Below are 13,880 nucleotides of genomic sequence, written 5' to 3'. Positions count from 1 at the left end.
ACGGCCGGGGGCGCGTATGACCGCGCCCCCGGTTCGTTGTACGGGGATGTGAGCCAGAAGAACAGCGACGGTAAGCGCAGCGCCCGCGAACGGCTGCAGGAACAGCGCCGGAAGGAAGAGTCCCGCGCCAAGCGCAAGCGGACCCTGATCGCGGTCGTCGCGGTGGCCGCCGTCCTGGGCGCCGGCGTGGGCATCGCGGCGCTGGTGGCGGGCTCCGGCGGCGGCAAGGACAACAAGCGCAAGACGGCCGGCCCCCTCCTCGCCCCCCAGGGCGCCATCGGCAAGGACAGCCTCGCCATCCCGGTCGGCAACCAGGCCGCCAAGGCGAACCTGGTCGTCTTCGAGGACTTCCGCTGCCCCGGCTGCGGCCAGTTCGAGAACGGCTTCCGCGACACCATCCACGAGCTGGAGGGCAAGGGCGAGCTGAAGGCCGAGTACACCCTGGTCACCCTCATCGACAAGAACCTCGGCGGCTCCGGCTCCCTGTACGCCGCCAACGCGGCGGCCTGCGCTCAGGACGCCGGGAAGTTCCTCGCGTACCACGACGAGCTCTACAAGAGCCAGCCACCGGAGACGGTCGACGCCTACGGCAAGAAGGCCAAACTCCTGGAGATCGCGAACAAGGTCCCGGGCCTCAACACCGCGTCCTTCCAGAAGTGCGTCGAGGACGGCCCCCACAACAGCTGGGTCCAGAAGTCCCAGGACACCTTCAGCAAGTCCGGCCACCGCGGCACCCCCACGGTCATCCTCAACGGCAAGAGCCTCTACGACGACCCGACCCACCCCCTGACGCCCCAGAAGCTCCGCGAACTGGTGGCGGCGGCGCAGAAGGGGTAGTGAGGGCGGCTCTCGCAGGGATTCAGCACGCCTCTACAGTTCTCCTCTGACCTGATGGAGCGTTGGACAAGAGAGCGTTGCGGTGATCCGAAGACCGTCCGAGAAGCCTTCCGAGAAGAACACCCCTCCGCAGTATCCCGAAGGCTGGCGGACCGGGCCCGCGTGGCGGGAGATGGATGGGCGGGCCGCGCGGCGGCGCCGGGTGCTCGGTGGGGTCGGGGTCGTCCTGGCCGTCGCCGTTGCCGCCACGGTCGTGGTCGATCCCGGTGGCGTCCGGTCCCGGATACCCGGTGGCTGGGGCAAGAAGAAGGAGACGACGGCGGCGGACACCGCTACGCTCGACCACCCCTTCGCCGGGTCGCCGGCCGAGGAGTACGCCGACGGCGCGGCGGGGATCGTGCCGCCCGAGGCGACGGCCGTGGGGGAGTCGTCCAAGGAGCAGGTCGCCTCGGCGCTGAAGCTGACCAAGGACTTCCTCGTCGACGCCAACCTCGACCCCGCGACCCTGCGTGGCGAGCGACCCGCCGCCGCGCTGGCCCTGCTCGATCCGGGGCAGGACGAGTTGGTCACCAAGGTGAACGAGGGACTCGCCAAGCCCGGCAAGGAGAACGACCCGCTCAGCTTCTTCAGCCGCTTCGACCCCGACGAGGTCCGCATGGTGGGCGGCACCGTCAAGACGCGGGGCCGGATGACCTTCGCCGAGCGCGAGGGCGGCGTCGTCGCCGTCCACGCCGACTACACCTTCGTCTACCCGTTGGCGAAGAAGGACAAGAAGTCCCGGCAGGTCGCGCGCACCATCGTGCGGCGGGTTCTGGACGTCGAGGTCCCCGATCCCGCCCGCTTCCGGGTGGAGCCCGGCAAGCTGGCCGTGCGCCGGCACGTGATGGACATCGGCAACACCACCTGCGAGGTCCACGACGGATTCATCCATCCGGAATTCCCCCGGATCGGACGTCACGGCGACGGGCGGGACGAGTCGGAGCGGTCCGGCCCCGCCGTCGACCCCTACGACAGCAGCCGCGACCTGGGAGCCCGTCACGACCAGTGCGGAACGGTCACCCGGACGTAAGCCCGCCCGCGAATCCAGCCCCGCGTTACCCAGACGTAGCCCCGGGTGGGGTGCCACCTGTGCGTTCCGGCAAGGTAGCGTCGGGGGTGCCATGAATCTCGCATACATCCCCAGCCCCTCGACCGGTGTCGTCCACCTCGGACCGATCCCGCTGCGCGGCTATGCCTTCTGCATCATCATCGGCGTCTTCGTCGCCGTCTGGCTCGGCAACAAGCGCTGGATCGCACGTGGCGGCCGGTCCGGGACGATCGCCGACATCGCCGTGTGGGCGGTGCCCTTCGGGCTCGTCGGCGGGCGGCTGTATCACGTGATCACGGACTACGAGCTGTACTTCGGCCCGGGCCGGGACTGGGTCGGCGCGTTCAAGATCTGGGAGGGCGGCCTCGGCATCTGGGGCGCCATCGCCCTCGGTGCCGTCGGCGCCTGGATCGGCTGCCGCCGACGCGGGATCCCGCTGCCGGCTTACGCGGACGCCATCGCGCCCGGCATCGCCGTGGCGCAGGCCATCGGCCGCTGGGGCAACTGGTTCAACCAGGAGCTCTACGGCCGGCCGACCGATCTGCCCTGGGCGCTGAAGATCGACCCGGACCCGGCGATCGGCAGGATCGGCGGCACGTACCACCCGACGTTCCTGTACGAGTCCCTGTGGTGCCTCGGCGTCGCGGCCCTCGTGATCTGGGCCGACCGGAAGTTCAAGCTGGGGCACGGGCGGGCGTTCGCGGTCTACGTCGCCGCGTACACCGTCGGCCGGTTCTGGACCGAGTACCTGCGGGTCGACACGGCCCACCACTTCCTGGGCCTGCGGCTCAACGGCTGGACCGCCATCCTGGTCTTCCTCGCCGCCGTCGCCTACTTCGTGATCTCCTCGAAGCGGGTCCCCGGGCGGGAGCTCGTCGTCGAGCCCGGTGCGGCCGAGGAGGCCGCCGCGGAGGGTGCGTCCAAGGAGGGTGCGTCCGAGGGCAGTGCCTCCGAGGACGGTGCCTCCAAGCCCGACCTCACCAAGCCCGCCGCCGACGCGAAGCCCGCGCCCGGCGCGGACAAACGCTGACACCCACACGCTTCACCTCAGCCCCCTGCGGCCCTCGCCGCAGGGGGCTTTTTGGTAAAGCCGCAGGTCAGCGAGGTAAGTTCGGCCTTCCTTGCTAGCGGATCATGCCCATTCGTGCGTACCTTCGACTCGTACGCGATACGCGACACGCGATACGCGAGAGGGAACGCGGCGACCCGTCCGCGTCCCTGGGGAAGGGAGCATCTGGAGACATGGCTGTCCTCGATACGGCCGCGGCAACGCACATAGCCCACCGCGACAATCACACCCACCGTGATGTGAACGGCGGCTGGCTGCGGCCCGCCGTGTTCGGGGCCATGGACGGACTGGTCTCCAACGTGGCCCTGATGACGGGCGTGGCCGGTGGTACCGCCTCGTCCAGCGCCATCGTGATCGCCGGCATGGCCGGGCTCGCGGCCGGCGCGTTCTCGATGGCCGCCGGTGAGTACACCTCCGTCGCCTCGCAGCGCGAGCTGGTCCTCGCCGAGCTGGACGTGGAGCGGCGCGAGCTGCGCAAGCACCCGGCGGACGAGCTGGAGGAGCTGGCCGCGCTCTACGAGTCGCGCGGCGTCGAGCCCGCGCTGGCCCGCGAGGTCGCGCGGCAGCTGTCGAAGGACCCGGAGCAGGCGCTGGAGATCCACGCCCGCGAGGAGCTCGGCATCGACCCGTCCGACCTCCCCTCGCCGCTCGTCGCCGCCGTCTCGTCGTTCGGCTCGTTCGCGCTGGGTGCCCTGCTGCCGCTGCTGCCGTACCTGCTCGGGGCCACCGAACTGTGGCCCGCCGTGCTGCTCGCGCTGGTCGGGCTGTTCGCCTGCGGCGCGGTCGTGGCCCGGGTGACGGCGCGGTCGTGGTGGTTCAGCGGGCTCCGGCAGCTGCTGCTCGGCGGCGCCGCGGCCGGTGTGACGTATCTCCTCGGTATTGCCTTCGGGACCGCCGTCGGGTAATTCTTATGCGCGCTGCCGTATAACGTGCGTGTTTCTCCCCGGTTTCATTTCCCCGGGGGCAGGGCACAATCCGGTAGCGCTGCGGGCAATGCCGCCCGTGCCGCACCGCTCTCGGGCGCGGCCGGGCCTGGTGATCCCAGGGAGCCCGGAGCGCCGCCCGAACCCCTTCGGTGTCCACATGATGGACCACCCCTTCCGCTCTTCGAGAAGCGACCCATCATGTAAGCCTGAACAACCTTCTTTCGCGAGGGCCAACGTCGTCCCTCGGCACATGCGTCACGACATGACTGCCAGACGACGACGGGAGCGCCGATGCGCCACGCATCCCACCCCGCCCACCAGGGGATGTACGACCCGCGGAACGAGCACGACGCCTGTGGCGTGGGCTTTGTCGCGACTCTCACCGGCGAGGCGAGCCATGAGCTCGTCGAGCAGGCGCTCACCGTCCTGCGCAACATGGAGCACCGCGGCGCCACCGGCTCCGACCCCGACACCGGGGACGGCGCCGGCATCCTGATGCAGATCCCCGACGCCTTCCTCCGCGAAAGCGTCGAGAGCGTCGAGGGCTTCACGCTCCCCGCCGCCAGCGCCTACGCCGTCGGCATCGCCTTCCTCCCGGCCGACGACGAGGAAGCAGCCACCGCCGTCTCGCACATCGAGACGATCGCCGCCGAGGAGGGCCTGACCGTCCTCGGCTGGCGCGCCGTCCCCGTCACCCCCGAGCTGCTCGGCGCCGACGCCCGCGCCACGATGCCCGCCTTCCGGCAGCTCTTCGTCACGGACGGCGTCAACGAGAACCTCGCCCTCGACCGCAAGGCCTTCGCCCTGCGCAAGCGCTCCGAGCGCGAGGCGGGCGTCTACTTCCCCTCGCTCTCCGCCCGCACCATCGTCTACAAGGGCATGCTCACCACCGGGCAGCTCGAGCCGTTCTTCCCGGACCTCTCCGACCGGCGCTGCGCCACCGCCATCGCGCTCGTCCACTCGCGGTTCTCCACCAACACCTTCCCGAGCTGGCCGCTCGCCCACCCCTACCGCTTCGTCGCCCACAACGGTGAGATCAACACCGTCAAGGGCAACCGCAACTGGATGGGGGCCCGCGAATCCCAGCTGGCCAGCGGGTTGTTCGGAGACAAGCCGCTGGAGCGGACCTTCCCCGTCTGCACCCCCGACGCCTCCGACTCCGCCTCCTTCGACGAGGTCCTGGAGCTGCTCCACCTCGGCGGCCGGTCGCTGCCGCACAGCGTCCTGATGATGATCCCGGAGGCCTGGGAGAACCACGCCTCCATGGACCCCGCCCGGCGCGCCTTCTACCAGTACCACTCCACCCTCATGGAGCCCTGGGACGGCCCGGCCTGCGTCACCTTCACCGACGGCACCGTCGTCGGCGCCGTTCTCGACCGCAACGGCCTGCGCCCCGGGCGCTACTGGGTCACCGACGACGGCCTCGTCGTCCTCTCCTCCGAGGTCGGCGTCCTCGACATCGACCCCGCCAAGGTCGTCCGCAAGGGCCGCCTCCAGCCCGGCAAGATGTTCCTCGTCGACACCGAGGCCCACCGCATCATCGAGGACGACGAGATCAAGGCCGCCCTCGCCGCCGAACAGCCCTACCAGGAGTGGCTGGAGGCCGGCCTCATCGACCTCGCCGACCTCCCCGAGCGCGAGCACATCGTCCACACCCACGCCTCCGTCACCCGCCGCCAGCAGACCTTCGGCTACACCGAGGAGGAGCTGCGCGTCATCCTCGCCCCGATGGCCAAGTCCGGCGCCGAACCCATCGGTTCCATGGGCACGGACTCGCCGATCGCCGCGCTCTCCGAGCGGCCGCGGCTGCTCTTCGACTACTTCACCCAGCTCTTCGCGCAGGTCACCAACCCCCCGCTGGACGCCATCCGCGAGGAGCTCGTCACCTCGCTGATCTCCTCCCTCGGGCCGCAGCGCAATCTGCTGGACCCCACCGCCGCGTCCTGTCGCAGCGTCACGCTGCCCTTCCCCGTCATCGACAACGACGAGCTCGCCAAGCTCATCCACATCAACGCCGACGGCGACCTGCCGGGCCTCAAGGCCGCGACGCTCTCCGGCCTCTACCGCGTCGCCGGGGGCGGCGAGGCGCTCGCCGCCCGCCTCGCGGCCATGTGCGCCGAGGCCGACGCGGCCATCGAGAACGGCGCCCGGCTCATCGTGCTCTCCGACCGGCACTCCGACGCCGAGCACGCCCCCATCCCGTCCCTGCTGCTCACCTCGGCCATCCACCACCACCTCATCCGCACCAAGCAGCGCACCCAGGTGGGCCTGCTGGTCGAGGCCGGTGACGTCCGCGAGGTCCACCACGTCGCGCTGCTCATCGGTTACGGCGCGGCGGCCGTCAACCCGTACCTTGCGATGGAGTCCGTCGAGGACCTCGTCCGCGCCGGTACGTTCCTGCCGGACATCGCCCCCGAGGACGCCATCCGCAACCTCATCAAGGCGCTGGGCAAGGGCGTCCTGAAGGTCATGTCCAAGATGGGCATCTCCACCGTCGCCTCCTACCGGGGCGCCCAGGTCTTCGAGGCCGTCGGCCTCGAGGAGTCCTTCGTCGACGCCTACTTCCACGGCACCGCCACCAAGATCGGCGGCGCCGGGCTGGACGTCGTCGCCCGTGAGGTCGCGGCACGCCACGCCAAGGCCTACCCCGCCACCGGCATCCCCGCCAGCCACCGCCGCCTGGAGATCGGCGGCGAGTACCAGTGGCGCCGCGAGGGCGAGCCGCACCTCTTCGACCCGGAGACCGTCTTCCGGCTCCAGCACTCCACCCGCGCCCGCCGCTACGACATCTTCAAGCAGTACACGCGGCGCGTGGACGAGCAGGCCGAGCGGCTGATGACCCTGCGCGGGCTGTTCTCCTTCAAGAGCGACCGCCCCTCGATCCCCCTCGACGAGGTCGAGCCCGTCAGCGAGATCGTCAAGCGCTTCTCCACCGGCGCCATGTCCTACGGCTCCATCTCCAAGGAGGCCCACGAGACCCTCGCCATCGCCATGAACCGGCTGGGCGCCAAGTCCAACACCGGTGAGGGCGGCGAGGACCCCGACCGCCTCTACGACCCCACGCGCCGCTCCAGCATCAAGCAGGTGGCCTCCGGCCGCTTCGGCGTCACCAGCGAATACCTCGTCCACGCCGACGACATCCAGATCAAGATGGCCCAGGGCGCCAAGCCCGGCGAGGGCGGCCAGCTGCCCGGCCACAAGGTCTACCCCTGGGTCGCGAAGACCCGCCACTCCACCCCCGGCGTCGGCCTGATCTCGCCGCCCCCGCACCACGACATCTACTCCATCGAGGACCTCGCCCAGCTCATCCACGACCTCAAGAACGCCAACCCCGCCGCCCGCATCCATGTGAAGCTGGTGTCCGAGGTCGGCGTCGGCACGGTCGCGGCGGGCGTCTCGAAGGCCCACGCCGACGTCGTCCTGATCTCCGGCCACGACGGCGGCACCGGCGCCTCCCCGCTGACCTCCCTCAAGCACGCGGGCGGCCCCTGGGAGCTCGGCCTCGCCGAGACACAGCAGACCCTCCTCCTCAACGGCCTGCGCGACCGCATCGTCGTCCAGACCGACGGCCAGCTCAAGACCGGCCGCGACGTCATGATCGCCGCCCTCCTCGGCGCCGAGGAGTTCGGCTTCGCCACCGCCCCCTCGTCGTCTCCGGCTGCGTCATGATGCGCGTCTGCCACCTGGACACCTGCCCCGTCGGCATCGCCACCCAGAACCCCGTCCTGCGCGAACGGTTCAGCGGCAAGGCCGAATTCGTCGTCAACTTCTTCGAGTTCATCGCCGAGGAGGTCCGCGAGCTCCTCGCCGAGCTGGGCTTCCGCACCCTCCAGGAGGCCGTCGGCCAGGCCGAGCTCCTCGACACCGCCCGCGCGGTGGGCCACTGGAAGGCCCAGGGCCTGGACCTGGCCCCGCTCCTCCACGTCCCCGACCTGCCCGCCGGCGCCGTGCGCCACCACACCACCGCCCAGGACCACGGCCTGGCCAAGGCGCTCGACAACCAGCTGATCAAGCTCGCCGCCGACGCCCTGAACACCGTCGGCGACGAGGCCCCCCAGCCCGTCCGCGCCCAGGTCGCCATCCGCAACGTCAACCGGACCGTCGGCACCATGCTCGGGCACGAGGTCACCAAGAAGTACGGCGGCGCGGGCCTGCCCGACGACACCATCGACATCACCTTCACCGGCTCCGCCGGCCAGTCCTTCGGCGCCTTCCTGCCGCGCGGCGTCACCCTGCGCCTGGAGGGCGACGCCAACGACTACGTCGGCAAGGGCCTCTCCGGCGGCCGCGTCGTCGTCCGCCCCGACCGCGGCGCCGACCACCTCGCCGAGTACTCCACCATCGCCGGCAACACCCTCGCCTACGGAGCCACCGGCGGCGAGATGTTCCTGCGCGGCAGCGTCGGCGAGCGCTTCTGCGTCCGCAACTCCGGCGCCACCGTCGTCTCCGAGGGCGTCGGCGACCACGGTTGCGAGTACATGACCGGCGGCCGCGCCGTCGTCCTCGGCCCCACCGGCCGTAACTTCGCGGCGGGCATGTCCGGCGGCGTCGCCTACGTCGTCGACCTCGACACCCGCAACGTCAACAAGGAACTGGCCGGAGCCGTCGAACCCCTCGACGACGCCGACCGCCGGTGGCTGCACGACGTGGTGCGCCGCCACCACGAGGAGACCGCCTCCACCGTCGCGGCCGGCCTCCTCGCCGACTGGGACACGGCGGCGAACCGCTTCCGCAAGGTCCTGCCCACCACCTACAAGGCAGTGCTCGCCGCCAAGGACGCCGCCGAGCTGGCCGGTCTGACCGAGACCGAGACCCACGAGAAGATGATGGAGGCGGCGACCCATGGCTGACCCGAAGGGCTTTCTGACCACCGACCGCGTCCTCGCCCGCACCCGCCCCACCACGGAACGGGTCCGCGACTGGAACGAGGTCTACGTCCCCGGCTCCCTCCTGCCCGTCATCAGCAAGCAGGCCGGCCGCTGCATGGACTGCGGCATCCCGTTCTGCCACAACGGCTGCCCCCTCGGGAACCTCATCCCCGAGTGGAACGACTACGCCTACCGCGACGACTGGCAGGCCGCCTCCGAGCGGCTCCACGCCACCAACAACTTCCCCGAGTTCACCGGCCGCCTCTGCCCCGCCCCCTGCGAGTCCGCCTGCGTGCTCGGCATCAACCAGGCGCCCGTCACCATCAAGAACGTCGAAGTCACCATCATCGACAAGGCCTGGGAATCCGGCGACGTCACCCCCCAGCCGCCCGAGCGGCTCTCCGGCAAGACCGTCGCCGTCATCGGCTCCGGCCCCGCCGGCCTCGCCGCCGCCCAGCAGCTCACCCGCGCCGGCCACACCGTCGCCGTCTACGAGCGCGCCGACCGCGTCGGCGGCCTGCTCCGCTACGGCATCCCCGAGTTCAAGATGGAGAAGCGGCACATCAACCGGCGCATCGAGCAGATGCGCGCGGAGGGCACCAAGTTCCGCACCGAGGTGGAGATCGGGCGCGACATCGACGCGGCCAAGCTGCGCCGACGCTACGACGCCGTCGTCATCGCCGCCGGCGCCACCACCTCCCGCGACCTGCCCGTGCCCGGCCGCGACCTCAAGGGCGTCCACTTCGCCATGGAGTACCTGCCCATGGCGAACAAGGTGCAGGAGGGCGACCTGACGGTCTCCCCGATCAGCGCCGAGGGCAAGCACGTCGTCGTCATCGGCGGCGGCGACACCGGAGCCGACTGCGTCGGCACCGCCCACCGGCAGGGCGCGGCCTCCGTCACCCAGCTGGAGATCATGCCCCGGCCGGGCGAGGAGCGGAACGCCAACCAGCCCTGGCCGACCTTCCCCATGCTCTACAAGGTCACCTCGGCCCACGAGGAGGGCGGCGAGCGCGTCTACTCCGTCTCCACCACCCGCTTCGAGGGCGACGAGGACGGCAACGTCCAGTGGCTCCACCTCGTGGAGGTCGAGTTCACCGACGGCAAGCTCCAGCAGAAGCCCGGCACCGAACGTCGCATCCCGGCCCAGCTCGTCACCCTCGCGATGGGTTTCACGGGAACGGACCGGCAGAACGGTCTCGTCGAACAGTTCGGCCTCGAACTGGACGACCGGGGGAACGTCGCACGCGACGCGGACTACGCCACCAACGTGCCGGGCGTCTTCGTCGCCGGTGACGCCGGCCGGGGCCAGTCCCTCATCGTCTGGGCGATCGCGGAAGGACGCTCCGCCGCGCGCGGCGTCGACCGCTACCTGACGGGTTCCAGCACGCTGCCCGCGCCGGTCCTCCCGACCGACCGCGCGCTGACGGCGTAACGGAACCGCACACCGGACGGGCCGACGACGACGTCGGCCCGTCCGGCGTTTGAGGACACAGCGCAGTAGCCCGTCCGGCGTTTGAGGACACAGCCCGTGGCCCGTCCGGTCATTCCGCCACGGTTACTCCGCCGGCTCCGCCGCGATGTCGCTGAACACCACCCGGGCGTCCTCCGTGTACGCCCCGATGCTGCCCCGCAAGTATGGGCGTTCCTTGTCCTCGTAGGCGACCAGGCCCTTCCCGTCGACGCTCACCTCCATGTGCGCGCCGCGCTGGGCCACCTTCACCCCCGACCACCGGCCGATCGGGAAGCCCTCCGCGCCCGTGGCCAGGAACCGCTGGCCACCGGGGTACGCCGGATCACGCTTGCCCAGCTCCCAGCCGTTGGGCTTGAGGGTGATGTAGTAGAAGTGCTCCGGGTCCGTGTACGCCCACACCAGCCACGGCACCTCCCAGGGATTGGGCTTGGGCGTGCGCAACTGGGCGACCGTGCGCATCCGGGCCTGGAGGTTCATGTCCCCGTACTCCCCGGTCGACACGATCAGCCCCGCGTGGGTCTCGCCCGGCTCCCGCGAGGGCTTGGGGGAGAGGGCCAGACCGTCGTGGCGGCCGATGTTCTCGCCGTGACCGTCGAAGACCGACCGCCACGGGCCGTGGACCGATCCCTCGGCCCACGGCCGGGCCGGCTCGCCGTCCTCGCCACCCCAGATCGCGTTCACCGCGAAGGCGAGCGCCGCCACCGCGGCGGCGCCGAACAGGGCGAGGGCGAGGAGCCGGTGAACTCTCGTCATGCCGTCGAGTATGACCCCGGACCGCCGGGCTGGGGGACGACCAGCGGCTCCGGCGTGGGCGCCGCGCCGGCGTCCGCGCCGAAGTCCTCGGCCAGCTGGGCCACGATGCGCTCGGTGGCGAGCCCGTCCCCGAAGGGGTTACCGGCCTTCGCCATCCGCGCGTACGCCTCCTCGTCGTCCAGCAGCTGCGTCGCGGCCTCCAGGATGGCCTGCGGTTCGGTGCCCACGAGCCGGGCCGCGCCCGCCTCCACCGCCTCGGGCCGCTCGGTGGTCGTGCGCAGCACCAGGGTGGGCTTGCCGAGGGTGGGGGCCTCCTCCTGGATGCCGCCGGAGTCGGTCAGGACGAGGTCGCAGCCGGCGAGCGTGGCGGAGAAGTCCACGTAGCCCAGCGGCTCGACGATCCGGACGGCCGGGTGGTCGGAGAGCTCCGGCAGCAGGGCCTCGCGGACGGCGGGGCTCTTGTGGAGCGGCAGGACGATCTCCACGTCGCCCCGGTCGGCGAGGCGGCGCAGGGTCCGGCCCATGGCGCGCATCTTGTCGCCCTGGTTCTCCCGGCGGTGGAGGGTGACCAGGACGTGCCGCAGGTCGCTGTGGAAGAGGTCGCGGCCGTTGCCCTGGTCCAGCACCCACAGCAGGTTGTCGATGACGGTGTTGCCGGTGACGAACACCTCGGCGGCCGGTACCCCCTCCGCGGTGAGGTGGCCGGCCGCCCGGGTCGTGGGCGCGAAGTGCCAGCGCGCCATGCGGCCTATGAGCCGGCGGTTGAGCTCCTCGGGGAAGGGGTTGTCCAGCACTCCGGTGCGCAGCCCGGCCTCCACGTGGGCGACGGGGATGTGCTCGTAGAAGGCGGCGAGGGCGCCGGTGAGGGCGGAGGTGGTGTCGCCCTGGACGACGACGAGGTCGGGCCGGTGGGCGCGGACGACGTCGCCGAGGCCGTCCACCAGCCGGGCGGTGAGCTTGGAGAGTTCCTGGCGGTCGCGCATCACGTCGAGTTCGACGCTCGCGGGGACCTGGAGGAGCTCCAGCATCTGGTGGAGCATCTCGCGGTGCTGGCCGGTGGTGACGACGACAGGTTCGAAGAGCGGGGAGGCGGCCATGGCGCGGGCCACGGGCGCGAGCTTGATGGCTTCAGGCCGCGTGCCCAGGACGAGCATGGCGCGCACGGGCGTGGTGATGACGGTCGGGGACATGGTTCTCCCTCGGAAGGTGCGTGCTTGACCGATGAGTGGAGATGAGTGGAGGAGCCGGCGCGCGTCAGGTGCGCGCGGTCTTGAGCCAGGTCTGCTTGCCCGTGAGCATGCGCCACAGGCCCCACCAGCCGGCCGCGAACCAGATGTAGCCGTAGATGACGAAGAGGTGGGAGAGGAGGACGGCGCGGACGAGTCCGAGCCCTCGCTCGCGTCGTGAGTAGACCCAGCCGTAGGCGTACGCGGCGGTGAAGGACAGGACGTACGGGCCGATGATCCACATGGGGGACACCAGCGGGCGTCCGGCCTCGACCGAGCCGACGACGGTGCCGCCGACCGCGACGACGAAGGACAGCGGCAGCAGCGAGGTGAGCAGGATCAGCACCGGGCTGGACAGGTGGTAGAGCAGGTCGACGGCGGCCTTGGTGGGCACCTCGCGCAGGATCATCGGCACCAGGCCGGCGGACTGCAGATGTCCCTGGAACCAGCGGGAGCGCTGGCGCACCAGCCGGCGGACGTCGAGCACGGCCTGCTGGCTGACCGCGGCGGTGGTGCAGTGGTGATTGGTCCAGCCGCGTGCGATCAGGCGCACTCCGAGATCGAGGTCCTCGGTCAGGGAGTCGCTCCAGGGACCGTTGCCGTCCTTCATCAGGGTGTCGAGGGCGGCGAGCCGCATGAACTGGCCGTTGCCGCCCATGCCGACGCTGCCGAAGTAGCGCCGGGCGGTCTGGAAGATGTCGCCGTAGATGACGAATTCCATGTCCTGGAGCCGTGCGAGGACGCCCTGGTGACGGTTGTACATGCGCACGCCGACCTGGGTGGCGCCGGTGCGCGGGTCGTCGAAGTAGGGGTCGACCGCCTGGACGATGTGGGGGTCGAGGCGGCCGTCGGCGTCCACGACGCAGACGATGACGTCGGCCGGGTCGCGGTCGGCGAGGATGCCGGATCCCCGCAGGTGGCGGATGCCCGCGTTGAGGGCGGCGCCCTTGCCCTTGCGGGCGTCGGGCAGGTGCCGCTGGAGGAGTTTGACCCGGTCGGGGTCGGCGGAGCGGGCGATGTCCGCGGTGCGGTCGTCGGAGGCGTCGTCGATGACGAGGGCCATGAAGTTCCCGGCCGGCAGCGAGGTGATCCGGGCCAGGCTCTCGCCGAGCACCTTTTCCTCGTTCAGACAGGCGAGGAGAAAGATGTAGAGGCGTTCGGCCCGGGGGCCGCGGTCACGGCGCACCCGTTGTCTGGACAGGATGAACAGGGTGGAGTTGTAGCAGCCCGCCATCACGATGATGGCGATGCTGGACCAGAGAAGAACCTCCGTGATCATGAACGTTCACCGGAGTTCCGGAGAACGAACCAGAATTTTGCCGAAAGAAGTGCTGCGGCTATCGCGCAGTAGAGCAGGAATCCGGCACCGGCCGCTTCCTGCAGTCCCCTGGCAAAGGGTATGCCCGGCAGAACTTCTGGGGCTGCCGTCAGTCCGGCCAAGGGCAGGACTGTCCCCAGAGCGGGTTTTCCGTACATGAGATCCCCCCGGATTGCGCCTCGTTCGTCGTTCCGAGGCGTGCGCAGGGAAGGTATCAGATGACTAGCAGCAATTAACCCTTCATGGTGAGAGATGTTGAATCGGAACAGAGAATTCTGTGGACCAACCGGTAGTTATGCCTGATCGCGTGGCGCATGTGACT

Annotated in this window: 8 protein-coding genes and 1 pseudogene; 6 read left to right on the top strand and 3 right to left on the bottom strand. The window is 70.6% G+C overall.

The window, feature by feature from the left end; genetic code table 11:
- Positions 1 to 48: 48 nt before the first annotated feature.
- The 6 genes and pseudogenes from EKH77_RS07840 (at position 49) to EKH77_RS07815 (ending at position 10,222) form a co-directional block, all read left to right on the top strand.
- On the top strand, positions 49 to 837 hold the full coding sequence (locus EKH77_RS07840) for a DsbA family protein (RefSeq protein ID WP_126913687.1): 789 nt from the start codon (positions 49 to 51) through the stop codon (positions 835 to 837).
- A gap of 82 nt (positions 838 to 919) precedes the next feature.
- The gene (locus EKH77_RS07835) at positions 920 to 1,906 is read left to right on the top strand and encodes a hypothetical protein (protein ID WP_126913686.1); all 987 of its coding nucleotides are present in this window, start codon (positions 920 to 922) and stop codon (positions 1,904 to 1,906) included.
- 91 nt (positions 1,907 to 1,997) lie between these two features.
- On the top strand, positions 1,998 to 2,954 hold the full coding sequence (gene lgt / locus EKH77_RS07830; protein WP_126913685.1) for a prolipoprotein diacylglyceryl transferase: 957 nt from the start codon (positions 1,998 to 2,000) through the stop codon (positions 2,952 to 2,954).
- A 212-nt stretch (positions 2,955 to 3,166) separates the two neighbouring features.
- On the top strand, positions 3,167 to 3,898 hold the full coding sequence (locus EKH77_RS07825; protein WP_126913684.1) for a VIT1/CCC1 transporter family protein: 732 nt from the start codon (positions 3,167 to 3,169) through the stop codon (positions 3,896 to 3,898).
- A gap of 312 nt (positions 3,899 to 4,210) precedes the next feature.
- A pseudogene (gene gltB, locus EKH77_RS07820) lies at positions 4,211 to 8,769 on the top strand (glutamate synthase large subunit).
- Complete coding sequence (locus EKH77_RS07815; RefSeq protein ID WP_126913683.1) at positions 8,762 to 10,222, top strand: glutamate synthase subunit beta; 1,461 nt, start codon at positions 8,762 to 8,764, stop codon at positions 10,220 to 10,222. Before gltB ends, EKH77_RS07815 begins: the two are co-directional and overlap by 8 nt.
- Before the next feature lie 123 nt (positions 10,223 to 10,345).
- On the opposite strand, the gene EKH77_RS07810 is transcribed toward EKH77_RS07815, so the two are convergent.
- The 3 genes from EKH77_RS07810 to EKH77_RS07800 all read right to left on the bottom strand — a co-directional run bounded on the left by EKH77_RS07810 (position 10,346) and on the right by EKH77_RS07800 (position 13,519).
- Positions 10,346 to 11,014, bottom strand: a complete 669-nt coding sequence (locus EKH77_RS07810) for a calcium-binding protein (protein ID WP_126913682.1) — start codon at positions 11,012 to 11,014, stop codon at positions 10,346 to 10,348.
- Positions 11,011 to 12,204 carry a non-hydrolyzing UDP-N-acetylglucosamine 2-epimerase gene (gene wecB / locus EKH77_RS07805; RefSeq protein ID WP_240667261.1) on the bottom strand — a complete coding sequence of 398 codons (1,194 nt, stop codon included), beginning with the start codon at positions 12,202 to 12,204 and terminating at the stop codon, positions 11,011 to 11,013. Before wecB ends, EKH77_RS07810 begins: the two co-directional genes overlap by 4 nt.
- A 64-nt stretch (positions 12,205 to 12,268) precedes the next feature.
- Positions 12,269 to 13,519, bottom strand: a complete 1,251-nt coding sequence (locus tag EKH77_RS07800) for a glycosyltransferase (RefSeq protein ID WP_126913681.1) — start codon at positions 13,517 to 13,519, stop codon at positions 12,269 to 12,271.
- Positions 13,520 to 13,880 lie beyond the last annotated feature (361 nt).

This window comes from Streptomyces luteoverticillatus (assembly GCF_003970715.1).
GTDB classification, from domain to species: Bacteria; Actinomycetota; Actinomycetes; order Streptomycetales; family Streptomycetaceae; genus Streptomyces; species Streptomyces abikoensis.
The sequence above is the reverse complement of the archived record's forward strand: the minus strand, read 5'-3'. Positions and strand labels throughout refer to the sequence as shown.